25 protein-coding genes are annotated in these 22,696 nt (G+C 72.7%); 18 read left to right on the top strand and 7 right to left on the bottom strand.

Going from position 1 to position 22,696, the window contains the following annotated elements; genetic code table 11:
- Window positions 1–48 precede the first annotated feature (48 nt).
- Together ABEE00_RS13880 and ABEE00_RS13875 are read right to left on the bottom strand one after the other, a co-directional pair.
- A complete protein-coding gene (locus ABEE00_RS13880) occupies window positions 49–420 on the bottom strand; it encodes a fic family toxin-antitoxin system, toxin component (RefSeq protein WP_345745725.1) in 372 nt (123 codons plus the stop codon).
- Window positions 417–671: a toxin-antitoxin system HicB family antitoxin gene (locus ABEE00_RS13875; RefSeq protein WP_345745724.1), complete on the bottom strand. Its 255-nt coding sequence runs from the start codon at window positions 669–671 to the stop codon at window positions 417–419. Before ABEE00_RS13875 ends, ABEE00_RS13880 begins: the two co-directional genes overlap by 4 nt.
- Before the next feature lie 167 nt (window positions 672–838).
- On the opposite strand from ABEE00_RS13875, the gene ABEE00_RS13870 reads away from it, so the two are divergent.
- Both ABEE00_RS13870 and ABEE00_RS13865 read left to right on the top strand, forming a co-directional pair.
- Window positions 839–1,621: an ABC transporter ATP-binding protein gene (locus ABEE00_RS13870; protein ID WP_451918569.1), complete on the top strand. Its 783-nt coding sequence runs from the start codon at window positions 839–841 to the stop codon at window positions 1,619–1,621.
- A 21-nt stretch (window positions 1,622–1,642) separates the two neighbouring features.
- Window positions 1,643–4,216 carry an ABC transporter permease gene (locus ABEE00_RS13865; protein WP_345745723.1) on the top strand — a complete coding sequence of 858 codons (2,574 nt, stop codon included), beginning with the start codon at window positions 1,643–1,645 and terminating at the stop codon, window positions 4,214–4,216.
- A gap of 76 nt (window positions 4,217–4,292) precedes the next feature.
- Here ABEE00_RS13865 and ABEE00_RS13860 read toward each other — a convergent pair whose 3' ends face one another.
- Window positions 4,293–5,585: an MFS transporter gene (locus ABEE00_RS13860; RefSeq protein ID WP_345745722.1), complete on the bottom strand. Its 1,293-nt coding sequence runs from the start codon at window positions 5,583–5,585 to the stop codon at window positions 4,293–4,295.
- Window positions 5,586–5,955: 370 nt separating this feature from the next.
- On the opposite strand from ABEE00_RS13860, the gene ABEE00_RS13855 reads away from it, so the two are divergent.
- The 10 genes from ABEE00_RS13855 (at window position 5,956) to ABEE00_RS13810 (ending at window position 13,204) form a co-directional block, all read left to right on the top strand.
- Entirely contained in the window at window positions 5,956–6,858 is a 903-nt protein-coding gene (locus tag ABEE00_RS13855; protein WP_345745721.1) for a TIGR03621 family F420-dependent LLM class oxidoreductase, read from the top strand.
- A gap of 179 nt (window positions 6,859–7,037) precedes the next feature.
- A complete protein-coding gene (locus tag ABEE00_RS13850; RefSeq protein ID WP_345745720.1) occupies window positions 7,038–7,229 on the top strand; it encodes a hypothetical protein in 192 nt (63 codons plus the stop codon).
- Entirely contained in the window at window positions 7,213–7,734 is a 522-nt protein-coding gene (locus ABEE00_RS13845; RefSeq protein WP_345745719.1) for a DUF6879 family protein, read from the top strand. Before ABEE00_RS13850 ends, ABEE00_RS13845 begins: the two co-directional genes overlap by 17 nt.
- A complete protein-coding gene (locus ABEE00_RS13840; RefSeq protein ID WP_451918575.1) occupies window positions 7,734–8,585 on the top strand; it encodes a helix-turn-helix domain-containing protein in 852 nt (283 codons plus the stop codon). Before ABEE00_RS13845 ends, ABEE00_RS13840 begins: the two co-directional genes overlap by 1 nt.
- Window positions 8,586–8,597: 12 nt before the next feature.
- Window positions 8,598–8,759, top strand: coding sequence for a hypothetical protein (locus ABEE00_RS13835; protein ID WP_345745717.1), 162 nt, complete (start codon window positions 8,598–8,600; stop codon window positions 8,757–8,759).
- Window positions 8,756–9,034 carry a hypothetical protein gene (locus ABEE00_RS13830; protein ID WP_345745716.1) on the top strand — a complete coding sequence of 93 codons (279 nt, stop codon included), beginning with the start codon at window positions 8,756–8,758 and terminating at the stop codon, window positions 9,032–9,034. Before ABEE00_RS13835 ends, ABEE00_RS13830 begins: the two co-directional genes overlap by 4 nt.
- A 73-nt stretch (window positions 9,035–9,107) precedes the next feature.
- Complete coding sequence (locus ABEE00_RS13825; protein WP_345745715.1) at window positions 9,108–9,542, top strand: GNAT family N-acetyltransferase; 435 nt, start codon at window positions 9,108–9,110, stop codon at window positions 9,540–9,542.
- A gap of 285 nt (window positions 9,543–9,827) precedes the next feature.
- Window positions 9,828–11,174, top strand: a complete 1,347-nt coding sequence (locus ABEE00_RS13820) for a hemolysin family protein (RefSeq protein WP_345745714.1) — start codon at window positions 9,828–9,830, stop codon at window positions 11,172–11,174.
- A complete protein-coding gene (locus tag ABEE00_RS13815) occupies window positions 11,171–12,184 on the top strand; it encodes a hemolysin family protein (protein WP_345745713.1) in 1,014 nt (337 codons plus the stop codon). The genes ABEE00_RS13820 and ABEE00_RS13815 overlap by 4 nt, the downstream gene beginning before the upstream one ends.
- A 114-nt stretch (window positions 12,185–12,298) precedes the next feature.
- Window positions 12,299–13,204, top strand: coding sequence for an SGNH/GDSL hydrolase family protein (locus ABEE00_RS13810; protein WP_345745712.1), 906 nt, complete (start codon window positions 12,299–12,301; stop codon window positions 13,202–13,204).
- Between the two features lie 4 nt (window positions 13,205–13,208).
- Here the strand turns inward: ABEE00_RS13810 and ABEE00_RS13805 are convergent, their stop codons facing one another.
- A complete protein-coding gene (locus tag ABEE00_RS13805) occupies window positions 13,209–14,423 on the bottom strand; it encodes a hypothetical protein (RefSeq protein ID WP_345745711.1) in 1,215 nt (404 codons plus the stop codon).
- Between the two features lie 58 nt (window positions 14,424–14,481).
- Window positions 14,482–15,147 carry a peroxiredoxin-like family protein gene (locus ABEE00_RS13800; RefSeq protein ID WP_451918568.1) on the bottom strand — a complete coding sequence of 222 codons (666 nt, stop codon included), beginning with the start codon at window positions 15,145–15,147 and terminating at the stop codon, window positions 14,482–14,484.
- Between the two features lie 184 nt (window positions 15,148–15,331).
- Between ABEE00_RS13800 and ABEE00_RS13795 the strand changes: the two genes are divergently transcribed.
- From ABEE00_RS13795 to mug, 4 genes are all read left to right on the top strand, one after another.
- On the top strand, window positions 15,332–15,919 hold the full coding sequence (locus ABEE00_RS13795) for a TetR/AcrR family transcriptional regulator (RefSeq protein WP_345745710.1): 588 nt from the start codon (window positions 15,332–15,334) through the stop codon (window positions 15,917–15,919).
- A 137-nt stretch (window positions 15,920–16,056) separates the two neighbouring features.
- Window positions 16,057–16,221, top strand: coding sequence for a hypothetical protein (locus tag ABEE00_RS13790; RefSeq protein ID WP_345745709.1), 165 nt, complete (start codon window positions 16,057–16,059; stop codon window positions 16,219–16,221).
- A 157-nt stretch (window positions 16,222–16,378) separates the two neighbouring features.
- Window positions 16,379–17,809 (top strand): adenylosuccinate lyase, encoded by a 1,431-nt coding sequence (gene purB, locus ABEE00_RS13785; RefSeq protein WP_345745708.1) that lies wholly within the window; start codon window positions 16,379–16,381, stop codon window positions 17,807–17,809.
- Between the two features lie 80 nt (window positions 17,810–17,889).
- On the top strand, window positions 17,890–18,381 hold the full coding sequence (gene mug / locus ABEE00_RS13780) for a G/U mismatch-specific DNA glycosylase (RefSeq protein WP_345745707.1): 492 nt from the start codon (window positions 17,890–17,892) through the stop codon (window positions 18,379–18,381).
- 80 nt (window positions 18,382–18,461) lie between these two features.
- Here the strand turns inward: mug and ABEE00_RS13775 are convergent, their stop codons facing one another.
- Entirely contained in the window at window positions 18,462–19,286 is an 825-nt protein-coding gene (locus tag ABEE00_RS13775) for an ABC-2 transporter permease (RefSeq protein ID WP_345745706.1), read from the bottom strand.
- A complete protein-coding gene (locus ABEE00_RS13770; protein WP_345745705.1) occupies window positions 19,283–20,425 on the bottom strand; it encodes an ABC transporter ATP-binding protein in 1,143 nt (380 codons plus the stop codon). Before ABEE00_RS13770 ends, ABEE00_RS13775 begins: the two co-directional genes overlap by 4 nt.
- 100 nt (window positions 20,426–20,525) lie before the next feature.
- On the opposite strand from ABEE00_RS13770, the gene ABEE00_RS13765 reads away from it, so the two are divergent.
- A complete protein-coding gene (locus ABEE00_RS13765; protein WP_451918567.1) occupies window positions 20,526–22,016 on the top strand; it encodes a sensor histidine kinase in 1,491 nt (496 codons plus the stop codon).
- A 9-nt stretch (window positions 22,017–22,025) separates the two neighbouring features.
- Window positions 22,026–22,676, top strand: coding sequence for a response regulator transcription factor (locus tag ABEE00_RS13760; RefSeq protein WP_345745703.1), 651 nt, complete (start codon window positions 22,026–22,028; stop codon window positions 22,674–22,676).
- Window positions 22,677–22,696 lie beyond the last annotated feature (20 nt).

Here is a 22,696-nt window from a genome sequence, read left to right as displayed (position 1 = left end):
CCGGCCGCCCGCGTACGAGCGCTCAGCCCGTCGTCCACGTACGGAGCACTAGCCGGTCGTCCACGTACGGAGCTCGTCCGCTATGGCGCGCACGTCGGAGCCGTCCTTCACCATGCGCGCGAGATCGCGTACCCGCTCGGGCGAGGTGACCACCTTCAGGCCGCTGGCGACGAGATAGGCGTAGGCGACGGCTGAGGCGAACAGCGCGTTGGAGCGCTCCAGCGCGGGCACGTGCAGCAGGAGCTGGAGCAGTGCGGCCGCGCGGTCGCAGGGCTCGGCGTACACGGGGCGGTCGAAGACCTCGGCCTGGTGCCTGCTGACGGCGGCGACCAGCGCGCCGTAGTCGGTGACCCGCGGGTCTCCCGGGGTGTTCTCCTCGGCGACGATGAGCAGCCAGGCGAGGTCGATGCGCAGGCTCAACGGGGCTGCCGGCTCCCGCTCTCGCGGACGGGCCGCCCGGAGGGGTCGGCGGACTCCTCGGCGAACAGCGCCTCGTAGTTCTTCATGAAGTCGGCCGCCGCCTCGACGAAGGTGTGCCCCACCTCGCCCGCGTCGCGCTGGACGAGCTCCTCGATATAGCGGTTCACACTCACACCCCGCTCCATGGCCCGTTCCCGGGCCGTCTCCGCCGTCTCCTCGTCCACCCGGACGTTCAACTGGGTCTTCGCCACACCCTCACGCTAGCACCGGACCGCTAGCACCGGCACCCCGTCCGCCGCCCCGTACTCCCCGAGGACGAGGCCGCCCCGCGCGGAAGAGCCCTCGCGGGGGATGTCACGGCGGCGCGCTGCCCCTACTCTCGGGCGCTCCAAGGGGAGTTGAGGCCCGGGGAGGCGCGGTGTCCACACCAGCGGCGGCAATGCGGCACGGGGCGGCGGGCGGCGAGCAGGCGGCGGCCCGCGCGGCGGCGCTCAGCAAGGCGTACGGCTCGGGCGAGACGGCCGTGCTGGCGCTGGACCAGATCGACGTGGAGATCGTCCGCGGCCGGTTCACCGCGGTGATGGGGCCCTCGGGGTCCGGCAAGTCGACGCTGATGCACTGCCTGGCGGGGCTGGACTCGGTCACCTCGGGGCGGGTGTGGCTGGGCGACACGGAGATCACCGGGCTGAACGAGCGGCAGCTCACGCGGCTGCGCCGGGACCGGGTCGGGTTCGTCTTCCAGGCGTTCAACCTGCTGCCCACCCTGACGGCGGCGGAGAACATCACGCTGCCCATGGACATCGCGGGCCGCAAACCCGACCGCGAGTGGGTGGACCGGGTCATCGACACGCTCGGGCTGCGGGACCGGCTCGGGCACCGCCCGGGGCAGCTCTCCGGCGGACAGCTCCAGCGGGTCGCGTGCGCGCGTGCCCTGGCGTCCCGGCCCGAGCTGGTCTTCACGGACGAGCCGACGGGCAACCTGGATTCGCGGTCGGGGGCCGAGGTGCTGGGCTTCCTGCGGGAGGCCGTGGACGCGCTGGGCCAGACCGTCGTGATGGTCACCCACGACCCGGGCGCCGCCGCCTACTCCGACCTGGTGCTCTTCCTCGGCGACGGGCAGATCGTGGACCGCCTGGAGAAGCCCACGGCGGAGGGCGTGCTGGAGCGGATGAAGCAGTTCGACGTGATACGGCACGGCTGAGGCACGGGACAGGTCGCCGCCATGCTGCGGGCCACGTTACGGAGCTTCCTCGCGCACAAGGGCCGCCTGCTGCTGTCAGCGCTCGCCGTGCTGCTGTCGGTGGCGTTCGTGGCCGGGAGCCTGATCTTCTCGGACACCGTCAACCGCACCTTCGACCAGCTCTTCAAGTCCACGGCCGCCGACGTACAGGTGACGCCGAGGTCGTCGGGCGGCAACGACCAGTTCCCCAGCGGGCGCACCCCCACGCTGCCCGCGCGGCTGAGCGACCGGCTCGCGCGCGTGCCCGGGGTCGCCCAGGCGCACATCGAGGCCGCCCTGCAGAACGTGACCGTGGTCGGGCCGGACGACAAGGTCATCGGCAGCGAGAGCGGCGCGCCGACCATCGCCACCGACTGGTATCCGACCAAGCGCAGCCCCGTCGAGCTGACCAGCGGTCACGCGCCGCGCGGCGCCGGGCAGGCGCTGCTGGACGCGGACACGGCCAAGCGCAAGAAGCTGGGCGTCGGCGACAGCCTGCGGGTCCTCGCGCCGCCCGGCGGCTTCTCCGTACGGATCACCGGCATCGCCACCTTCACGACGACCAACCCCGGCGCCGCGCTGGTGTTCCTGGAGCCCCGCACCGCCCAGCGCGAACTGCTCGGCTCCCCGCGGCTGGCCACCGCCGTGTCGCTGGACGCCGCGCCGGGGGTGAGCGACGCGCAGCTCAAGGAGAGGGTCAGCGCAGCACTGGGGCCCCATCGCTACGACGTGCGCACCGCAGGTCAGCAGGCCAAGTCAGCCGCGGCCGACCTGGGCGGATTCCTGGACGTGCTGCGCTACGTGATGCTCGGCTTCGCCGGGGTCGCGGTGCTGGTCGGCATCTTCCTGATCGTGAACACCTTCTCCATGCTGATCGCCCAACGCACCCGCGAGCTGGGCCTGATGCGCGCGCTGGGCGCCGACCGGCGGCAGGTGCGGCGCTCGGTGCTGGCCGAGGCCGCGCTGCTGGGCGTCGTGGGCGCCACCCTCGGCCTCGGCGCCGGAATCGGGCTCGCGCTGGGGCTGATGAGCCTGATGCGCGCCTTCGGCATGAACCTGGACGCCGCCGAGACCGTGGTCCGCTGGCCGACCCCGGTCGCCGCGTACGTCGTCGGGGTCGGGGTGACCCTGGTGGCCGCCTATCTGCCGGCGCGCCGCGCCTCGCGGATCACGCCCATGGCCGCGCTCTCCGACCTCGAACTGGCCGGTACGGGGCGGCCGTTGAAGGTACGCGCCGTGGCCGGTCTGCTCGTCGCGCTGGCCGGCGCCGGGGCGCTCGTCGGCTGCGCTGCGGCCGAGGACGGGGGCACGGCCGGCAGCCTGCTGGGCCTGGGCGTGGCGCTCACCCTGATCGCCACGGTGGTGGCGGGGCCGCTCCTGGTGCGCCCCGTGATCCGGGTGCTGGGCGGCGCCTTCCCGCGGGTGTTCAAGGCGGCGGGGCTGCTGAGCCAGCGCAACGCGCTGCGCAACCCGCGCCGTACGGGGGCCACGGCATCGGCGCTCATGGTGGGCATCGCGCTGGTGGTGGGCATGTCGGTGGCCGCGGCATCGATCACCGCCTCCTTCGACGAGCAGATCGACAAGCAGCTCGGCGCCGACTTCGTGGTGGGCGGCAGCCCGCCGCTGCCGTTCCCCGCCGAGGTGACCGCGAAGATCCGCGGAACGGAGGGCGTGGGCACGCTGGTGCGGCAGCGCTTCGCGCCGCTGGAGGACATGCGGCTGCCGGACGGCACGAAGCAGAACACCACGGGCGCCGCCTTCGACCCGGGCCTGGAGAAGGTCACCGACATCGCGTACGCCTACGGGAGCACGGCGGCGGCGCTGAGGCCCGGCAGGATCGCCGTGCAGCAGAAGTGGGCCGACAAGCACGGGATCTCACCCGGTACCCGCATTCCGGCCCGCTTCAAGGGCGGCGCCCCCGTGGTGCTGACCGTGGCCGCGCTGAGCAAGGAGGGCTCGGGCGGCGCGCTCGGCCCGCAGGGCGGGGTGGTGATGGGCATGTCCACCCTGGCCAGGGGCCTGCCGGGCGGCCAGGACTCGGCGGTGTACCTGACCGCGGCCAAGGGCACCGACACCGCGAAGCTGCGTACGGCACTGGAGCACAGCCTCAAGCCGTACCCGCAGGTCAAGGTGCGGGACCGGGCCGACTACAAGAAGCTCGTCCGCGACCAGATCTCGGTGCTGCTCTACCTGCTCTTCGGGCTCGTGGGCCTGGCGATCGTCATCGCGGTGCTGGGCGTGGTCAACACCCTCGCGCTCGCGGTCGTCGAACGCACCCGGGAGATCGGCCTGTTGCGCGCCATCGGGCTCTCGCGGCGGCAGCTGCGCCGCATGATCCGGCTGGAGTCGGTGGTGATCGCCGTGTTCGGCGCGGTGCTGGGCCTCGGCCTGGGGCTGGTGTGGGGCCTGGCGATGCGCGAGGTCCTGGCGCTCCAGGGCCTGCGCGCGCTCTCGGTCCCGTGGTGGACGGTGGCGGCCGTGGTGCTCGGCTCGGTGCTGGTGGGCCTGGTCGCCGCCCTGCTGCCCGCGCTGCGCGCGTCCCGGATGAACGTGCTGGCGGCCATCGCGCACGAGTGAGGGGGCGCCTGCCGTACGGGGGTGGCACGAGGGCGGCGCGGGGCACCGGAGGGTCGACGGGTGCCCCGTACGTGGCTCAACGCGTGCCCCGTACCCGGTAGATGACGATCGCGCCCATCAGGCCGAAGCACGCGCCCACCAGGAACAGCAGCGGGTAGTTGCCCCCTCCCCCGATGGCGAGGATCAGGGGCGCGAAGAGGGGCGCCAGGGACTGCGGGAGGGTGTTGGCGATGTTGAAGACGCCCATGTCCTTGGCGTTGTCGTCCGGGTTCGGCAGCACGTCGCTGACCAGCGCCAGGTCGACGGAGAGGAACAGCCCCTGGCCCAGTCCCACCAGCGTGGCCATGGCCCAGAACTCGGGGAAGGACCCGGCCATTCCGATGCCGACGAGGCCCACGGCCATCACGGAAGCCGAGACGAACACGAAGGGCTTGCGGCGCCCCGCGAGGTCCGACAGCTTCCCGCCCGCGACCGCGCTGAGGATGCTGGCGACGGTCATGGTGAGGGTGACCAGGAAGACCAGGTGGGTCACCTCGTTCTGCGGCACCTTCAAGTGGTCGGTGAGGAAGTACACCTGATAGGCCATCAGCACCGCGTACCCGAGGTAGACCAGGAAGCGGCTGGCGAAGGCCCAGGCGAAGTCGGGATGGCGGCGCGGGTCCACCCAGAAGCTGCGCGCGAACTCCCGCGGCCCGTACTTCGGCAGGTCCTCGCGCGGCGGCTCGGTGTCCCGTACGAAGACCACGTACACGGCGCCCAGCAGCACCCCCAGCAGCCCTGGCCCCGCGAAGATCATGACGCTGGAGGGGTCGAAGAGCTGCACCACGTAGACGCCGAAGAGGGTGCCGACCGGCAGCATCATCCCGATCACGCCGGAGACCGTGCCGCGCTGCGCGCTGGGCACCTTGTCGGGGATGGTCGCGGTCAGCGCCGCGTACGCCGCCGCCCCCGAGAGCTGGCACAGGCACCACGCGCCGAGCAGCATCGGCACCGAGTCCGAGGTGGCGATGACCAGCGAGAACACGCAGATCGACAGCAGCCCGCCCAGGATCCACGGCCTGCGCCGCCCCAGCGGGGTCGCGGTGCGGTCCGAGAGCCGGCCGAAGAGCGGGCTCCCCACCAGCGAGAAGAGCACCCCGACCCCGAGGATCATGCCGAGCGTCTCCTCCTTGGAGCCGGGCGCCACCTGGCCGACCCGCACGGCCACGGTGGTCTGCGCCGGCGTCAGGATCGCCACCCAGATCCCGAGCTGGCACAGCGCCAGGAGCGTGATGAAGCCGCGCCCCGCTCTCCGCTCCGTCGCCTCGGCGACGGGACGCATGTCCTCCGTCAGGTTCACGTCTACCTCGCTCGCTCGGCGGTCCACCATTCCCTCCCCTCCCTCTCCTCTTCTCTCTTCCTCCGAGAGCCCCCGCGGGGACGCGGTGACCGGCCCCGTTCCCCCGGTCGCGTCGCGGGTTTGTGCCACACGGACCACTGCCGTGGCGGGTGAGCCGTCGCGGGTGACGGGACACCGCGCGAGAGGCTTCGGTCAACCCTCCGGTACGGGGTTTCCCCGCCGTTCCCTCCCGTTCGCCCCCGGTTCTCAGCGGGGTCCGGCTGCTGCTAGTCCGGCTGCCGCTCCGTTACGCCGCCCGCGTACGAGGGGTGGCGGAGGTACGCAACGGGCTTACCGTTTGCAGGAGTTGGGCCGCAGCGGGGCCATGGGGCGGGATGGGAACAGTTTTCAGGAGGGGCTCATGCGGGAAGCACACGGCACTCGTCCATTCCGTTTCAGCGTGATCATGCTCGGGCTCAGCACGGGAGAGGCGTGGCGGCGGAGCTGCCGCAGGGCCGAGGAACTGGGCTACGACACCCTGCACATCGCCGACCACCTGGGCATGCCGGCCCCCTTCTCGGCGCTCGCCACGGCGGCCGAGGTCACCGAGCGGATGCGGCTGGGCACGCTGGTGCTGAACGCCGCGTTCTGGAACCCGGCGCTGCTGGCCCGCGAGGTGGCCACCTGCGACCAGCTCACCGGAGGCCGGCTGGAACTGGGCCTGGGCACCGGTTACATCGCCGCCGAGCACGAGGCGGCCGGGCTGCCCTTCGGGTCGCCCGGGGCCCGGGTGGACCATCTCGCACACACCGTGCGGGAGTTGCGGCGCCACCTCGCCGACCCGGAGCACGCGCCGCGGCCCGTGCAGGAGCCCGTTCCCCTGCTGCTCGGCGGCAACGGCGACCGGGTGCTGCGGCTGGCGGCCGAGTACGCGGAGGTGGCGGCGTTCACGGGGGCGCGGCAGGTGCGGGGGGCTCCTTACGGTGCGCTGGAGCTGATCAGCCCCGACGCGCTGGAGGAACGGGTGTCCCACTTCCGCGCCTGCGCCTCCTCGCGCTCGGCGCCGGCCGAGCTGAACATGCTGGTCCAGCGCGTGGCCATCACCGAGGACCGCGCCTCCGCAGCCGCCTCCTGGCGCGCCCACGCCCCGGCCCTCACCGAGCCCGAGCTCTTGTCCCACCCCGCACTCCTGGCAGGCACCGCGTCGGAGATCGCCGCCCAACTGCACGAGCACCGGGAGAGGTTCGGATTCACCTATTACTCCGTGCTGGAGGGGGAGATGGAGGGGATGGGGGCGGTGATGCGGGAGCTGAGGGGGGCGTGAGGGGCGGAGTGATCCCCGCGTACGCCGACGCCGTGCTGCCCCGATGGTTCCGGGCGGCCCCGTCCGAGCCGGTTTCCCGTTCCGGCAAGCCGTGAGCCTTGACCCTGCGCACACGGGCTCGACAGCATCGGACACCCAGCGGGGAGCACCGGGGACAAGGGCGAGAGGAACCTATGGCCATGAAGGTGACCAAGTTGGTCAGCACCTGCGACCTCAAGGACTGCCCGACGCTGTACGCGACAGACCGGGGGACGCTGCTCGTACAGGGAGAGACGCCGACCGACCACGGGCTGGAGATTCCCGCCCACGAAACCCTCGTGGAAATCCCGCTGGAGCTCATCCGGAAGGCAATCCGTGACCGGCTCGTCTAAGAACCTCGGGGACCTCTTCGACTCCTTTCAGCGCGAAGCATTCCGACTGGAGACGCTGGACGACTACAGCAATTCCGGAAACGTGGAGGCGTACCAGCGCTTCCTGGCCGGAGAGCCTCAGCCAGAGGATTACAACGACTCGTGGGTCGCTGAACTCCGCTCCCTCACCGCGAAGGGGCAGCGCATCTACCGCGTGCACATCCTGTCGCGCCCGCTCACCCCGTACCTCCGCTTCGAGCTCGGATGGGGCTACCACAAGAATCAGACCGGAGGCGAGGAGTTCTTCATCCTCGACACCACGGACCGCGCCAACCCCTTGGCAGGGGTTCCCGACTTCTGGCTGTTCGACTCCGAGACGGTGGGCGCCCTGGAATACGACGCTTCCGGCGCTTTCCTCGGCCCTGAGGTGCTGGGCCCCGAAAGGACTCAGGAGTTCGTCGAGTACAGAGATCGCGCTCTGGCTCATGCCGAACCCTTCGACACGTGGTGGGCGAAGCACGGCTAGTGGACAGGGCACAGCTCGGTGAGGCGCTGCGGGAGCTGCGGAAGGCGTCCGGCAAGGAGGCCAAGGCAGTGGCCCGCGGCGCCCTGATGTCCGCCTCCAAGCTGTCCAGGATCGAGAACGCCAGGCTCATGGCCGGCGCCGGGGATGTGGAACGCATCCTGACTGCCATCGGCGTGTCCGACGAGGTCAAGGCCGAATACGCCGAGGCGGCAAGGGAAGCGGCCACCGAGGCGACCGCGTGGCGGCTTCTCAAGCGGGCCGGCGTGCACAAAGGCCAGCAGGCGGCCAAGGCTCTCGAGGCCCAGATGTCCGTGCTGCGGCTCTTCCAGCCCGCTCTGGTGCCGGGGCTGCTCCAGACCCCCGAATACATCCGCGCCGTTCTCCGTCGCCACGACCTCACGGAAACGTCGCTGGAGCGGACCATCGCGGGGCGACTGGAGCGGCAAGCGGTCCTCTACGAATCCAGCAAGGAGCTGCGATTCGTGATCACGGAACCGGTGCTGCGGTGGCGCATTGTTCCCCCGGCGATGCTTGCCGCCCAACTCGACCGCATCGTTTCCATGTCACGCCTGACGAACGTCCACGTAAGCGTCGTACCACTTCTCGCCGAGCAAAGAGACATAGCGAACCACGCATTCGTCATTCGGGACGACCGCATGGTGACGGTGGAGACGGTCCACGCCGAGATGGTCGTCACCGACCCTCGGGATGTGGCCCTCTATTCCGACAAATTCCGGAGGTTCGAGCACACAGCTCTAGCGGGTGACGAGATGCGCTGCTTCCTCGAAGGCATCCGGGATGAGTTCTTGCGGGAACAGGACTCACGCTGGATTCCACCGAGTATCGGCTGAAGCATGCTTCCCATGACGACAAGACCCGAACAGTGCTCTGTGTGCGACGAGCATCAGCATGAGGCGGAAAAGGCCCGCTCCCAAGGCGACTACAGCGCCGAGACCGATTCCCGCGTGCGGCTCAGGAAGCACGCCGAGCAGGCGCACCCGGCGCCGGAGACCGAGGCGTCGTGAGTACCGAAGCGGAGCGGGCCGCCGCTCATCTCGCCGGGCGGCGCAAGGCGCAGGTGGCCGTCGATCTGCTGGTCAGCGTGCTCAAGGAGGCGGGGCTTGAGGCCGGCGGGGAGCAGTGGCCCGGCTTGCAGGCCCGCGCCTCCCTCGCGGGCGAGCCGGCCGTCTACCTCGGGACGGTCCCGTTGGCCACAGCGGAACGTCTCGCGGACGTGCTGATCGCCGGCGGGCTGGCAGAGCGGCGCAGGGCCCAACGAGCCCTGGAGGGCGCCGAGTAGGCTCAAACCAACCCCCATGCCCCGCGCAGAACCCAGTGGCGCACCCCCACTCCCCCATGCTTGGCTCCCCACCATGATCCACATACGCACCGCCGAACCCGCCGACGCCGCGGCCGTCCTGAAGTTCTGGGAAGAGGCCGCGGAAGGCACCAGCATCAGCGACGACCCGGACGGCGTGCGGCGGCTCATCGCGCGCGACCCCGGCGCGCTGCTCCTGGCCGAGGAGGCCGACGGGGATGAGGCCGACGGGGATCTCGTCGGAACGGTGATCGCCGGGTTCGACGGCTGGCGGTGTCATCTCTACCGCCTCGCCGTACGCCCCGACCGTCGCCGCCGCGGCGTGGCCACCGCCCTGCTCTCCGCCGCCGAGGAACGCTTCACGGCGCTCGGCGGACGTCGCGCCGACGCCATGGTGCTGGACGACAACGAGCGCGGGCGCCAGGCGTGGGCCGCGGCCCGTTACGCTCCGGAGGCGCAGTGGACGCGCTGGGTGAAACCCCTGGTGTGAGGGCCGCGCTCCGGGTGTGCCGGGCCCCGGCGGGGGAACTCATGACGAATCCTTTGCGTTTACGATGAGCAGCCCCCGAAATCGCCTCCGGCCACCCCCGGAGCGCCCCGTCGAAAGGTGTGAGCGTCCGCCCATGGGCGAGCCTCCCAGTTGTCGCACATCTAGCTTCTGCCACACCTCCGGCCGATGCGCCGGACCAGCCGGAGTCACCGGCCCGGCCCCCCGAGGTCACCACCGGGCGCGGATACGCCCGCTGCCCGACCATGGCACCGAGGTGACCCCCCGATGACCGAAGTGCTGCTGCTGATCGTCGCGCTGCTGCTGGCGCTGGCCTGCGGCGCGTTCGTGGCCGCCGAGTTCTCGCTCACCACCGTGGAGCGGGCCGATCTGGAGCGCGCCGAGCAGCGCGGCGAGCGGGGCGCGGCGAGCGCCCTCAAGGCCGTGCGCTCGCTGACCTTCCAGCTCTCCGGCGCGCAGCTGGGCATCACCGTCACCAACCTTGTGGTCGGCATGCTCGCCGAGCCCTCCATCGCGAAGCTCATCGCGGGCCCGCTGCGCTCCCTCGGCGTGCCGGCCTCCACCTCGTCCTCGCTGGCGCTGGTGCTGGGCACGGCGCTGTCCACGGTGGTGCTGATGGTCATCGGCGAGCTGGTCCCGAAGAACTGGGCCATCTCCAAGCCGATGCCCATCGCGAAGAAGGTGGCCACGCCGCAGCGCGCGTTCTCGGCCGTCTTCCGCCCGCTGATCCGGCACCTCAACAACACCGCGAACCGCTTCGTGCGCCGCATGGGCCTGGAGCCCACCGAGGAGCTGGCCTCGGCCCGTTCCCCGCGCGAGCTGATCGCGCTGGCGCGGCACTCGGCGAAGGAGGGCGCGCTGGAGGCGGACACCGCCGACCTGTTCGTGCGCACCCTGCACCTCGCCGAGCTCTCCGCACAGAACGTCATGACCCCCCGCGTCCAGGTCACCGCGCTCGACGTGCAGGCCACCGCCGAGGACGTCGCCAACGCCACCCGCGCGACCGGACTGTCCCGCTTCCCCGTCTACCGGGGCAGCCTGGACACCGTCGTGGGCATCGTGCGGCTCAAGGACGTGCTCGCCGTTCCCGCAGCTCAGCGCCCCCGTACACCGGTCACGGAGCTGACCCGCGAGGCCCTGCTGGTGCCCGAGTCGCTGACCGTGGACCGGCTGCTGGACCGCATGCCGGGCGGCGACCGCAGCATCGCGGTGGTGATCGACGAGTACGGCGGCACCGCGGGCGTGGTGACGCTGGAGGACATCATCGAGGAGGTCGTCGGCGAGGTCAGGGACGAGCACGACCCGCTGGAGACCCCCGACCTGGCGCACGCGGGCGAGGACCCGGAGGGCCGCCGCATATACGACGCGGACGGCGCAGCGCGCATCGACCAGCTCGCCGCGATCGGCATGCACGCGCCCGAGGGGCCGTACGAGACGCTGGCCGGACTGGTCGCCACCGAGCTCGGCCGCATCCCGGCCGAGGGCGACGCGGTGGAGGTCGCCGGCTGGCGGGTCGAGGTCGTGGACGCGGCCGGACGGCGCGCGGCCCAGGTTCGGCTGCTCTCGCCGGTGCCCGACGCGCACGCGGCGACGGAAGAGGAGGACGCGCGATGACCGCGGTCCAGTTGATCATCGGTCTGCTCACCCTGGTCGTGAACGCGTTCTTCGTGGGCGCCGAGTTCGCGCTGATCTCGGTCAGGCGCAGCCAGATCGAGCCGCGCGCCGAGGCCGGCGACCGCAAGGCGCGCCGGGTCCTGTGGGGCATGGAGCACGTCTCCGCGCTGATGGCCGCGGCGCAGATGGGCATCACGCTGTGCACGCTGGTGCTCGGCGTGGTCGCCGAGCCGGCCATCGCGCACCTGCTGGAGCCGGTGTTCCACGCGGTGGGCATGCCCGACGGCCTGACCCACCCGGTGTCCTTCGTGATCGCCCTGTCCGTGGCGACCTATCTGCACATGCTCCTGGGCGAGATGGTGCCGAAGAACGTGGCGCTGGCCGAGCCGGTGAAGTCCGCGCTGTGGCTGGGCCCGCCGCTGGTGGCGCTGGCCCGCGCGCTGCGCCCGGTGATCTTCGCGGTGAACGCCTTCGCCAACAGCATCCTCAAGCTCATGCGCGTCGAGCCCAAGGACGAGGTCGAATCGGCCTTCTCCGACGACGAGCTGGCCCAGATGGTCGCCGACTCCAAGGAGGCAGGGCTGCTGGACGACCGCTCGACCGAGCGGCTGCGGGACGCGCTGGAGCTGGGCCGCCGCCCGGTGGGCGATGTGGCGCAGCCGACCGAGAAGGTCGTGACCGCGCGGCTCGGCGTGACGCCCGAGGAGCTGGAGGAGCTGTCGGCCAGCTCCGGGTTCTCGCGCTTCCCCGTGGTGGACGGTTCCGGGCGCGCGCTGGGCTATCTCCATGTGAAGGACGCGCTGGACGCCTCGCCGCGCAACGCGTCCTTCCCGGTCACCGCGATGCGCCCGATCGCCCTGGTACGGGCTTCGATGCCGCTGGACGACGTGCTCGGCGCGATGCGCTCCAGCGGCACCCACCTGGGCGCCGTGATCGGCGAGGACGGCCGGGCGGCCGGCGTGGTCACGATGGAGGACGTGCTGCGGGAGCTGGTGGGCCAGCCCGCGTAAGCGCGTGTACGGGGTTGCCGCGGGCCGGTCGTTCCGGCCCGCGGCGCTCGCGTTCCAGGGCCCCGCTCCCCCGCGCAGATCATTGACCCGGGCAACCGATTACCATGGCGAACCGTGCCGAACACTCCCGCCGCCGCGCCCCGCGAGCCCGCCGCCCCTTCCCCCATCAGCAGCTTCGTGGCCGTCGGTGACTCCTTCACCGAGGGCATGTCGGACCTGCTCCCGGACGGGAACTACCGCGGCTGGGCCGACGTGCTGGCCGCGCGCCTGGCCGCCCGGGCCGCTGCCGATCGCGATGCCGATGCCGATGCCGATGGCGGGGATTTCCGGTACGCGAATCTCGCCGTACGCGGCAAGCTCATCGGCCAGATCGCCGACGGTCAGGCCGACGCGGCGGCCGGCATGGGCGCCGACCTGGTGACCCTGGTCGGCGGCCTCAACGACACGCTGCGCCCCAAGTGCGACATGGGGCGGGTGCGCGGGCTGCTGGAGGAGGCGGTGGAGAAGATCGCGCCCTCCTGCGGGCAGCTCGTGCTGATGCGCAGCCCCGGCAGGCAGGGCCCGGTGCTGGAGCGTTACCGGCCGCGCATGGAGGCGCTGTTCGGCTTCGTCGACGAGCTCGCGGAGCGGCACGGCGCGCTGGTGGTGGACCTGTACGGGTCCCGTTCGCTCGCCGACCAGCGGCTGTGGGACGACGACCGGCTGCACCTGACGGCCGAGGGTCACCGCAGGGTGGCCGAGGCGGTGTGGCAGCGCCTCGGCCTGCCCGCCGAGGACGACTGGGACGCGCCGCTGCCCGCGCCGGTGCCGCCGTCCTGGGCTGCCCGCCGCGCCGCGGACGCCCGCTTCGCCCGCGTACACCTGCTGCCGTGGATCGGCCGCCGCCTGACCGGCCGCTCCTCGGGCGACGGCCGGTACGGGGCCCAGGTGGACCCCGCGACCGGCACACCGTTCTGGATCACCCCGGCCGATCCGTACGAGCCGGGCCCGGTGACGGGCTGGAAGCGGTACGAGGGCTGAGCGCTCAGCCGGTGGCCGCGGGCATCTCGAGCTCGACGTCCCCGCAGCCGGCCTTCTCCGCCTCGGCGGCGACGTAGCGGGGAAACATCCGGCGGACCGCCTCGCGGCCGTCCTCGCCCTTTCGCCTGATGTCTTCGCGTGGCTTCGCGGCGAAGACCACGTCCCGGCCCTGGCACTGCGTCCGGAAGGCGGTCAGCGTGGTGCCCAGCGCGCCGTAGCCCTTCTCCGAACCGACCTGCCGGATCTTCGGTCCGCCGTACAGCACGACGCGGTGGTAGATCTGGGCGAGGCGCGGGTCGGTGACAGTGGTGAAGCTGGTCGCGCCGTGCACCTCGTCGATGCCGATGCCGGAAGCGTCGTCGAGCAGGTCGCAGGTCCGCGCGGGCCCTCGGGAGTCACCGGCGCTGCTGAGCTCGGCGAACGGCGGGGCGCTGAGCCCACGCGGCCAGCCGAGCCCTTCGACACCGCAGAGGTCTCGTGTGTCCGTCGTCTTCGGCGGCGCGGCGATCTTGTCCGGCACGGTGAGCGCGGCCTTGCAGCCGAACTTCCGCAGCACGGCATTGGCCGCCCGGGTGACCCCCCGCGCCATGTCCCGCTGCGCCGGTCCGTCGTCCTGCCCCAGGTGGGTGCCGTTGGCCCGGGTCAGCGTCACCACGTACGGAGTCCGGCCGCCCTCGGCGTCGTCCCGCAGGCAGCTCCCCGGGATCTCGCGCCAGGCACGGTTGGGTGAGGTCATCCCCAGGCCGGCGTCTTCTCCGTGGCCGGAGGCGAACGAGGTCATCAGGGAGGACAGGTTCGCCTCGGCCCAAGACGGTCCGTCCTCACCGGACCCGCCGATCTCCCCGAGCTCCTCGATCTGAAGCGTGACGGACCCGGACGTCCTCTTGCCCGCGCCGATGTGGCACTCCCCGAGCGGCGTGTCCGCCGTCAGCTTCTCCTTCTCCCCCTCCCCGGGCGCCTGCTCCGACCACGGTTCCCCGTCCAAGTCCGGCATCAGCGCCGCCTGCTCCTTCTTCGAGAAGGCTCCCCAGCACGCGCCCTCGTCCTCCCCGAAGGGCAGCGTGTCCGTGTGCCAGGCCACCGCGCCCGCGCCGATCAGCGCGCCGACGACGAGGCCCGTCACGGCGGTCACCGCGATCCCCCGGTACGGGCGCCGCCGCTTCCCCGGTCCCTGCGGCTCGACGACCGCCTCGCCCAACTCCGTACCCTCGTCCGCCACTTCACGCTCCCCCTCGCTCCGTACAAGATCGGCTCGGGGGAGCGTACCGGCGGGGGTGCTACGCGAGCGCGTCGAGGGCGTCGAGCACGTCCGAGGGCTCGGCGCGCCTGCTGTAGTCGGTGTCGACGAAGGCCCAGCGCACGGTGCCGTCGCCGTCGATGACGTACGTGGCGGGCAGGGGCAGCGTGCGGGCGTGGCCCCCGTTCACGCGGTGCAGGTCGAAGCCGAACTCCTCGTAGATCTCGGCGAGATAGCCGGGCAGGTCGAAGGCGAGGCCGTACGCACGCGCCGTCTCCGAGCCCACGTCGCTGAGCACGTCGAAGTCCAGGCCCTCCTTCTCCACCAGGCTCAAGGACTCGTCCGGCACCTGCGGCGAGACCGCCACCAGCCGGGCGCCGCGCTCGGCGATCTCCGCACGGCGCTCCTGGAGCGCGCGCAGCGCGAGGTTGCAGAAGGGGCACCAGGCGCCGCGGTAGAAGGTGAGCACGACGGGGCCCTCGGCGAGCAGCGCGGCCAGCTCGGTGCGACCGCCGGTCGCGGAGGGCAGCGCGAAGCCGGGCGCCGTGTCGCCGACGGTCACCGCGCACTCGGCCAGCCCGGAGGCGGCGAGCTCGCGGCCCGCCTGCTCCATGAGCGCCCACTTCTCGGGCGGGGCCATCTGCGTGGCCTGACCGAGTACGGCGCGGAGCTGCGGGGCGAGCGGCTGGATCTCGGTCTCGGACATGGGGGTCACGCTCCTCGTGGCATGGCGAAGGCAGGTCGTTCGTCGTCGCAACTTGAAACGCCCGTTCCAAGTTGACTGCACACTACCCCGTGTCCGAGCTATCTTGGAACCGTCGTTTCAAGAAACCGCCGAGGCCGCCGCCGACGCGACCGCCGGAGCCACCGAGGAGAGGAGGCGCGCGAGCGTGCCGGACATCAAGCACTTCGACCCGCAGGACGCGCTGGAGCGGGCCGGACGCGCCTTCTGGCAGCACGGGGGCGGCGCCTCCGTGCAGACGCTGACCGCCGCCACCGGGCTCAACCGCTCCAGCCTCTACGCCACCTTCGGCAGCAAGCAGCAGCTCTACCTCGCCGCCCTGCGCCACTACATCCGCACCAACTCCCACCCGGCGTTCACGGCGCTGAGCGAGGACGGCCGCGGGCTGCCCGCGCTGCGCGACTTCTTCGAGGGGCTGATCGCCGTGCGCTGCACGGGACCCCGCGCCGGCTGGGGCTGCATGGTCGTGAACGCCCAGGCGGGCGCCGAGAACGAGGACCCCGAGGTACGCGGCGTGCTCGACGAGCACCACGAGGAGATGTGCGCCGCGCTGCGCACCGCACTCCAAGCCGCCCGCGAGAAGGGCCAGTTGAGCAGCGGGACGGACGTGCGGGACACGGCCGAGTCGCTGGCGCTGCTGGCGTACGGGGTCAACGTGCGCTCCCGCTCCGGCGCCTCGCGCGACCGGCTCCGGCGCACGGTCGCCCACGCGCTGGACGCGCTCGCCGCCGCGTGATCCGGTAGGCGCACACACGGCCCCGTGTGGACCACTCCAGCGCGCCGCCGCGGGCACGAGCCCTGCTCAATGGACTTTCCCGATCACTGAAGCACTGATCGCTGAAGCACTGATCACTACAGCGCAGGAGGAAGTCCATGCGTACGCGAAAACTGCTGACCACCCTGTCGATCGCCTGGGCCGGCGTGCTGACCAGCGCGGGCATGGCGGCAGCGGCCGAGGGCGGAGCGGCCGGAGGCGGTGGCAGCGGCCTCGAGAAGGTGCTGCAGCCTCTCGTCGACCTCCTCAAGCCGCTGCTCTGAGCAAGGGAAGCGCGCACAGCGCCCCGCACCGTCCCGTACGGCGCGGGGCGCCGCCGTGTCCAGGCGTGGCCATGTCAGGGGGCGGCCGCACCGTACGGCTTCACCTGCGCCGACGCCCCGGCCGTGCGCCCCGGGCCACCCCGTAGAATCCGGTGGCGTGACTGAGAAGCCGCGCATCCCGAACGTCCTGGCCGCCCGCTACGCCTCCCCCGAGCTGGCCCGGCTGTGGTCCCCCGAGCACAAGGTCGTCCTGGAGCGGCAGCTCTGGCTCGCCGTCCTCAAGGCGCAGCGCGACCTGGGCATCGAGGTGCCCGAGCAGGCCCTCGCCGACTACGAGCGGGTGCTGGAGCAGGTGGACCTGGCGTCCATCGCGGAGCGCGAGAAGGTCACCCGGCACGATGTGAAGGCCCGCATCGAGGAGTTCAACGCGCTGGCCGGTCACGAGCAGGTCCACAAGGGCATGACCTCGCGCGACCTCACGGAGAACGTCGAGCAGCTCCAGATCCGCCGCTCCCTGGAACTGATGCGGGACCGCACCGTCGCCCTGCTCGCGCGGCTGGGGCAGCTCGCGGGCGAGCACGCCGAGCTGGTCATGGCCGGGCGCTCGCACAACGTGGCGGCGCAGGCGACCACCCTGGGCAAGCGCTTCGCGACAGGCGCCGACGAACTCCTCGTCGCGTACGGACGGCTTGAGGAGCTGCTCGGCCGCTACCCGCTGCGCGGCATCAAGGGCCCGGTCGGCACCGCGCAGGACATGCTCGACCTGCTGGGCGGCGACGAGCGCAAGCTCGCCGAGCTGGAGCAGCGCATCGCGCACCACCTGGGCTTCTCGCAGGTGTTCAGCTCGGTGGGCCAGGTCTACCCGCGCTCCCTGGACTACGAGGCGGTCAGCGCCCTGGTCCAGCTCGCGGGCGCGCCGTCCTCGCTGGCCAAGACGATCCGGCTGATGGCGGGCCAGGAGCTGGTGACCGAGGGCTTCAAGGAGGGCCAGGTCGGCTCCTCCGCGATGCCGCACAAGATGAACACCCGCTCCTGCGAGCGCGTCAACGGCCTCATGGTGATCCTGCGCGGGTACGCCTCGATGGCGGGCGAACTCGCCGGCGACCAGTGGAACGAGGGCGACGTGTCCTGCTCGGTGGTGCGCCGCGTCGCGCTCCCCGACGCGTTCTTCGCCTTCGACGGGCTGCTGGAGACCTTCCTGACCGTGCTCGACGAGTTCGGCGCCTTCCCCGCGGTGGTCGCGCGCGAGCTCGACCGCTACCTCCCCTTCCTCGCCACCACCAAGGTCCTGATGGCCGCGGTGCGCGGCGGCGTCGGGCGGGAGACCGCGCACGAGACGATCAAGGAGCACGCGGTGGCCTCGGCGCTGGCACTGCGCGAGGGCGCGGAGAAGAACGAGCTGCTGGACCGCCTCGCGGCCGACGAGCGCATCCCGCTGGGCCGCGCGGAGCTCGACGCCCTCATGGCCGACCGCCTCTCCTTCACCGGCGCGGCCGCCGACCAGGTCAAGGAGCTGATCGGCCGCGTGGAGGCGGTCACCACCAAGTACCCGGAGGCCGCCGCCTACCGGCCGGGGGCGATCCTCTGACACCCGCGGCGAGCGATGCCAGGGGGCGCCGCTTCACCCAGGAGGAGCTGGAGTCCTACCGCGACCACACCGTTCCGGACGTGGTCGCGGAGGGCCTCGATGTGCTCTTCTGCGGGATCAATCCGGGCCTGATGTCGGCCGCCACCGGTCACCATTTCGCCCGGCCCGGCAACCGCTTCTGGCCGGTTCTGCACCGCTCCGGTTTCACCCCGCGGCAGTTGCGCCCCGACGAGGAGCGGGAGTTGCTCTCGTACGGGCTCGGCATCACCAACGTGGTGCGCCGGGCCACGGCGCGCGGCGACGAGCTGGCGGACGAGGAGTTCCGCGAGGGCGGGCGCGAACTGACCGCGAAGGTCGAGCGCCTGGGCCCGCGCTGGCTCGCGGTCGTCGGCGTCACCGCGTACCGCACGGCCTTCGGCGACCGCCACGCCCGCATCGGCCCGCAGGAGGACACCCTCGGCGGCGCCCGCGTGTGGGTGCTCCCCAACCCCAGCGGCCTGAACGCGCACTGGTCGCCCGCGCGGATGGCGGAGGAGTTCGGGCGGCTGCGGGAGGCGGCGCGAGGGGAGTGAGGGGCCGGTCGAGGGGCCGGCGTGAGTGAGGCGGCGGCCGGTCGCCGCCGCCCCTCAAGTGCAGTGCTCAATCCCCTCGTTCAGGCGTCCCGCCTGCGCAGCGCCGCCCATCCCGCGCCCGTCGCCAGCGCGGTCCAGCCCGCGAGGACGGCCGTTCCGCTCCACGGGCCGAGGGTTCCCGCGGGGTGCTGGAGCAGGATCTGCCGCCCGGCGTGGTCCGGCAGGAACTCCACCACTCCGCCCCCGCCCTCCGCCACGTTCCCCAGCACGAACGACATCAGCAGCACGAACGGGACGAGCAGCCCCATCGCGGCGGCCCCGCTGCGCAGGACGGTGGTCAGCCCGGCGGCACACAGGCCGATCAGCGCCAGATAGAGCGCGCATCCCACCACGGCCCGCACCGCGACCGGTTCGGAGGCCGCGCCGCCCGCGCCGTGGCCCACGCCGTACGCACCGAGCAGCGCCTGCCCTCCCCCGTACGAGACGAGCGCGGTGATCAGGCCGACGGCCAGGCACAGTGCGCCCACGACCACGAGCTTGGCCGCGTACAGGCGGCCGCGGTGCGGCACTGCCGTCAGGGACAGGCGGATGCCTCCGTCGCGGTATTCGGCCGCCACCGCCATGGCGCCGAAGGAGATCGCCGCCGCCTGGCCGAAGTTGAGCCCGAAGAAGGACTGGAACACCGGGTCGAAGCCGGGGCCCCGCGCCTCCGAGTCCGCGAGCGTCGCGCAGGACAGCAGCGAGAAACCGACCGTGACCAGCGCGATGACCGCCAGCGCCGCGAGCAGGGCCCGCACGGAACGCACCTTCAGCCACTCGGAGCGGAGCAGCGCGGTGAACGGGGCCGCGCTGAGCGGTGCTTGGGCGGGCACCGCTTCGGGCCGGGTCGCGGAAACGGTGCTCATCGCTCGGACCTCCTCTTGTCGGTGCTCTCGCCCTCGGCGGCACGCAGTGCGGCGACGTACTCCGCCTCGCCCGCGGTCAGCGCCAGGTAGGCGTCCTCCAACGTGGCCTGCTCGTCGGCGAGTTCGTACAGCACGACGCCCTCGCGCGCGGCGAGCGCGCCGATCTCCTCGGCCCGCGCGCCCTCCGCCGCCCACCGGTCGCCGCCGGGCTCCTCCCGTACGAGCTCGATGCCCTGTCCGGCGAGCGCGGCGCGCAGCCCCTCGCCGTCCGCCGTGCGCAGCCGGACGCGGCGGCCCGCGTGTGCGTCGAGGAAGCCGCGCAGCGGGGTGTCGGCCAGCAGCCGTCCCCTGCCCAGCACGACGAGGTGATCGGCGAAGGAGGCGGTCTCGTTCATGAGGTGGCTGGAGACGAGCACGGTGCGGCCCTCCCGGGCCAGCTCGGTGACCAGTTCGCGGATCCAGACGATCCCCTCGGGGTCCAGGCCGTTGGACGGTTCGTCCAGCATCAGCACGGGCGGGTCGCCCAGCAGCGCCGCCGCGATGCCCAGCCGCTGCCGCATGCCCAGCGACAGCGCCCGCACCCTGCGGCCAGCGGCGCCGGCCAGCCCGGTGCGCTCCAGCACCCGGCTGACCCGCGCCTCCGGCAGTCCGTTGCTGCGGGCGAGGATGCGCAGGTGGTCACGGGCCGTGCGGGCCGGGTGCGCCTGCCCCGCGTCCAGCAGCGCGCCCACGTGCCGCAGGGGCGCGCCGAGTTCGCGGTAGCGGCGGCCCCCGATGAGGGCGCTGCCCGAGGTGGGCCGGTCCAGGCCCAGGAGCAGGCGCATGGTGGTGCTCTTGCCCGCGCCGTTCGGCCCGAGGAAGCCGGTCACGCGGCCGGGCAGCACCGAGAAGGTGAGCCCGTCGACAGCGCGGACGCGGCCGTACTCCTTGGTGAGTCGGTGTACGTCGAGGGTGACGCCGGGGTTGGCGGTGGCGCCGGGTTCGGTGCCGGCGCCGGGTTCGGTGCCGGCGCCGGGCTTGGTACCGGCGCCGGATTCGGTGTTCGCGCCGGAGTCGGCGGAGTCGTCGTACGGGGTCGCGGCCGGGGCTCCGGTTCCTGGCGGCCGGGCCGGGTTCGGTGAGGTTCCGGTGGTCGTCATGCCGGAAGCGTCCCGCGGCGCCGCCCCCGCGCACCTCCCCCGCCTGCGGGTTTCCGCTCCCTCTCGCGGGGGAGGCCGGTTGTCGGTGGCGGCTGGCAGCATGAATCACGTGAACCGAATCCACGCGCTGCTGGACCCGTTACGTCGCACGGTGACGTATACGCGGTGGCTGCACATGATGATCGGCTCGGTGGTGGCACTCGTCTTCGCCATGGTCTGGCCGGGCCTCGCGCCGAGCAGTCCCGTGCTGTTCCTGTGGCTGCTGGTGATGCCCGTCCCGCTGCTGGTGGCGCTGGCGATGCTGCCGGGGATGCGGCTGGCCGAAGGGCTCCAGGCACGCCTGATGCTGCTGCCGGGCAAGCACGCGCGCAGACCGGGACCGAGCGCGCGCGGGCTCCCCGCCGACGGGCTCCGCGACGGGCGGGAGGGAGAGCAGGGCCCCGGACGCCCCGCGGGAGGGCTCCCCGAGCGGGAGATAGCCGCCGCGCCCTCCGCCTCCTGGGCCGACCGCCGGCGCACCGCGGTGTGGATGGTGCTCCGCCTCCAAGTGGGCTGCCTGGTCACGGCGGTGAGCATCCAGCCGCCCACCCTCACCTTCGCCCTCGTCTCCGCCGGCCTCACGGGCAGATCGCGGGTGGACAGCCTGATCCCCGTGCCCGGCGGCGGCTGGTGGTATCTGCTGCTCGCGCCGCTGCCCACGGCGGCGATGCTGGCGGTCGCCGTCCTCGCGGGCAACGGCATGACCGCGGCGGCGCACCGGCTGCTGGGCCCCTCGCCCGCCGAGCGGCTGGCCGCGCTGGAGGAGCACACCGAGCGGATGGCGGAGCGCAGCAGGCTGGCCGGCGAGATGCACGACTCCATCGGGCACGCGCTCACGCTCTCCGTGGTGCAGGCGGGCGCGGCGCGGGCCGCAGGATCGCCGGAGTTCACCGAGCGCGCCCTCGCGGCCATCGAGGAGTCGGGGCGCCATGCACTGGAGGACCTGGAGCGGGTGCTGCGGCTGCTGCGCGACGACGCGCCCCGACCCTCCCGCAGGCCCGGACTCGACGAGGTGGAGCGGCTGTTGGAGTCGGCCCGTGCGGCGGGAGCACCGGTCACCGCCGAGCTGGAGGGGCTGAGCGCGCACCGCGAGCGGATACCCCCGCCGGTCTCCCGCGAGGGATACCGCATCGTGCAGGAGGCGTTGACCAACGTGCTGCGGCACGCGGGTCCCGTACGGGTCACGGTGCGCATCGCCTGCGAGGAGAGGGACCTCGCCCTGGAGATACGCAACGCGCTGCCGTGGGAGCGGCAGGACGGCACGCCCACGCCGCACACCACGAGCGCCGGCCCCGGACCCAGCCCTGGCCCCGACCCCGACCTCAACTCCGACCTCAACTCCGGCCCCGGCCCCCGCGGCACCGGAAGCGGCAGCGGCAGCGGCACCGGCAGCGGCCTGCGCGGCATACGGGAGCGGGCCGCGCTGCTCGGCGGGCACGCCGAAGCGGGGCCGTGCGACGGCGAGTGGCGGGTCAGCGCCCGGCTGCCGTGCGGCGCCCGCCCTCGGGCTCCACGGCGTCCGCGCCGCCCGCGGCTCACCGGCGCCGCGTAAGGTGTGCCCGTGCCGGTCTCCGTAGTGCTAGCCGACGACGAACCGCTCGTGCGCACCGGGCTGCGCGCGATCCTCGAGGCCCAGTCCGACATCGAGGTCACGGGCGAGGCGGGAGACGGCGCCGCCGTGCTGCCGCTGGTGCGCCAACTGCGCCCCGACGTGGTCGCCATGGACGTCCGCATGCCGCTGATGGACGGCATCGAGGCCACCCGCACGGTGCTGCGCGCGCTGGCCGAGCCGCCCAGGATCCTGGTGGTGACGACCTTCGAGCAGGACGAGTACGTGTATCAGGCGCTGCGCGCCGGGGCCGACGGCTTCCTGCTCAAGCGGGCCGCACCGGCGGAGATCGTGCACGCGGTGCGGCTGGTTGCGGAGGGCGGCTCGCTGCTGTTCCCCTCCGCGATGCGGGAGTTGGCGGCCGCGCACGGCAACCCCGCGGCGCGCGAGGCCCTGAAGCGCGCGCGGCTCACCGAGCGGGAGAGCGAAGTGCTGCGCCTGGTCGCGCGCGGGCTCAGCAACGCCGAGATCGCGGAGGAGCTCGTGCTCGGCACGGAGACGGTCAAGACCCATGTGAGTTCGCTGCTCGGCAAATTGGGGGCGAGGGACCGCATCCAGGCCGTGATCGTGGCGTACGAGTCCGGCTTCGTCTCCCCCGGCTGACCCGGGCTGCTCCCTCGTCC

The organism is Streptomyces odontomachicola (genome assembly GCF_039605595.1).
Lineage (GTDB): Bacteria > Actinomycetota > Actinomycetes > Streptomycetales > Streptomycetaceae > Streptomyces.
Note: the sequence above shows the minus strand (reverse complement) of the source record. Positions and strands in the feature narration are given on the sequence as shown.

Excerpts from the sequence above, each read along its gene's own strand:
- ABEE00_RS13865 (WP_345745723.1), top strand. The coding sequence starts at position 1,643 with ATGCTGCGGGCCACGTTACGGAGCTTCCTCGCGCACAAGGGCCGCCTG.
- ABEE00_RS13860 (WP_345745722.1), bottom strand. The coding sequence starts at position 5,585 with ATGGTGGACCGCCGAGCGAGCGAGGTAGACGTGAACCTGACGGAGGAC.
- ABEE00_RS13855 (WP_345745721.1), top strand. The coding sequence starts at position 5,956 with ATGCGGGAAGCACACGGCACTCGTCCATTCCGTTTCAGCGTGATCATG.
- ABEE00_RS13850 (WP_345745720.1), top strand. The coding sequence starts at position 7,038 with ATGAAGGTGACCAAGTTGGTCAGCACCTGCGACCTCAAGGACTGCCCG.
- ABEE00_RS13835 (WP_345745717.1), top strand. The coding sequence starts at position 8,598 with ATGACGACAAGACCCGAACAGTGCTCTGTGTGCGACGAGCATCAGCAT.
- ABEE00_RS13825 (WP_345745715.1), top strand. The coding sequence starts at position 9,108 with ATGATCCACATACGCACCGCCGAACCCGCCGACGCCGCGGCCGTCCTG.
- ABEE00_RS13820 (WP_345745714.1), top strand. The coding sequence starts at position 9,828 with ATGACCGAAGTGCTGCTGCTGATCGTCGCGCTGCTGCTGGCGCTGGCC.
- ABEE00_RS13815 (WP_345745713.1), top strand. The coding sequence starts at position 11,171 with ATGACCGCGGTCCAGTTGATCATCGGTCTGCTCACCCTGGTCGTGAAC.
- ABEE00_RS13800 (WP_451918568.1), bottom strand. The coding sequence starts at position 15,147 with ATGTCCGAGACCGAGATCCAGCCGCTCGCCCCGCAGCTCCGCGCCGTA.
- ABEE00_RS13790 (WP_345745709.1), top strand. The coding sequence starts at position 16,057 with ATGCGTACGCGAAAACTGCTGACCACCCTGTCGATCGCCTGGGCCGGC.
- ABEE00_RS13775 (WP_345745706.1), bottom strand. The coding sequence starts at position 19,286 with ATGAGCACCGTTTCCGCGACCCGGCCCGAAGCGGTGCCCGCCCAAGCA.
- ABEE00_RS13770 (WP_345745705.1), bottom strand. The coding sequence starts at position 20,425 with ATGACGACCACCGGAACCTCACCGAACCCGGCCCGGCCGCCAGGAACC.
- ABEE00_RS13765 (WP_451918567.1), top strand. The coding sequence starts at position 20,526 with ATGAATCACGTGAACCGAATCCACGCGCTGCTGGACCCGTTACGTCGC.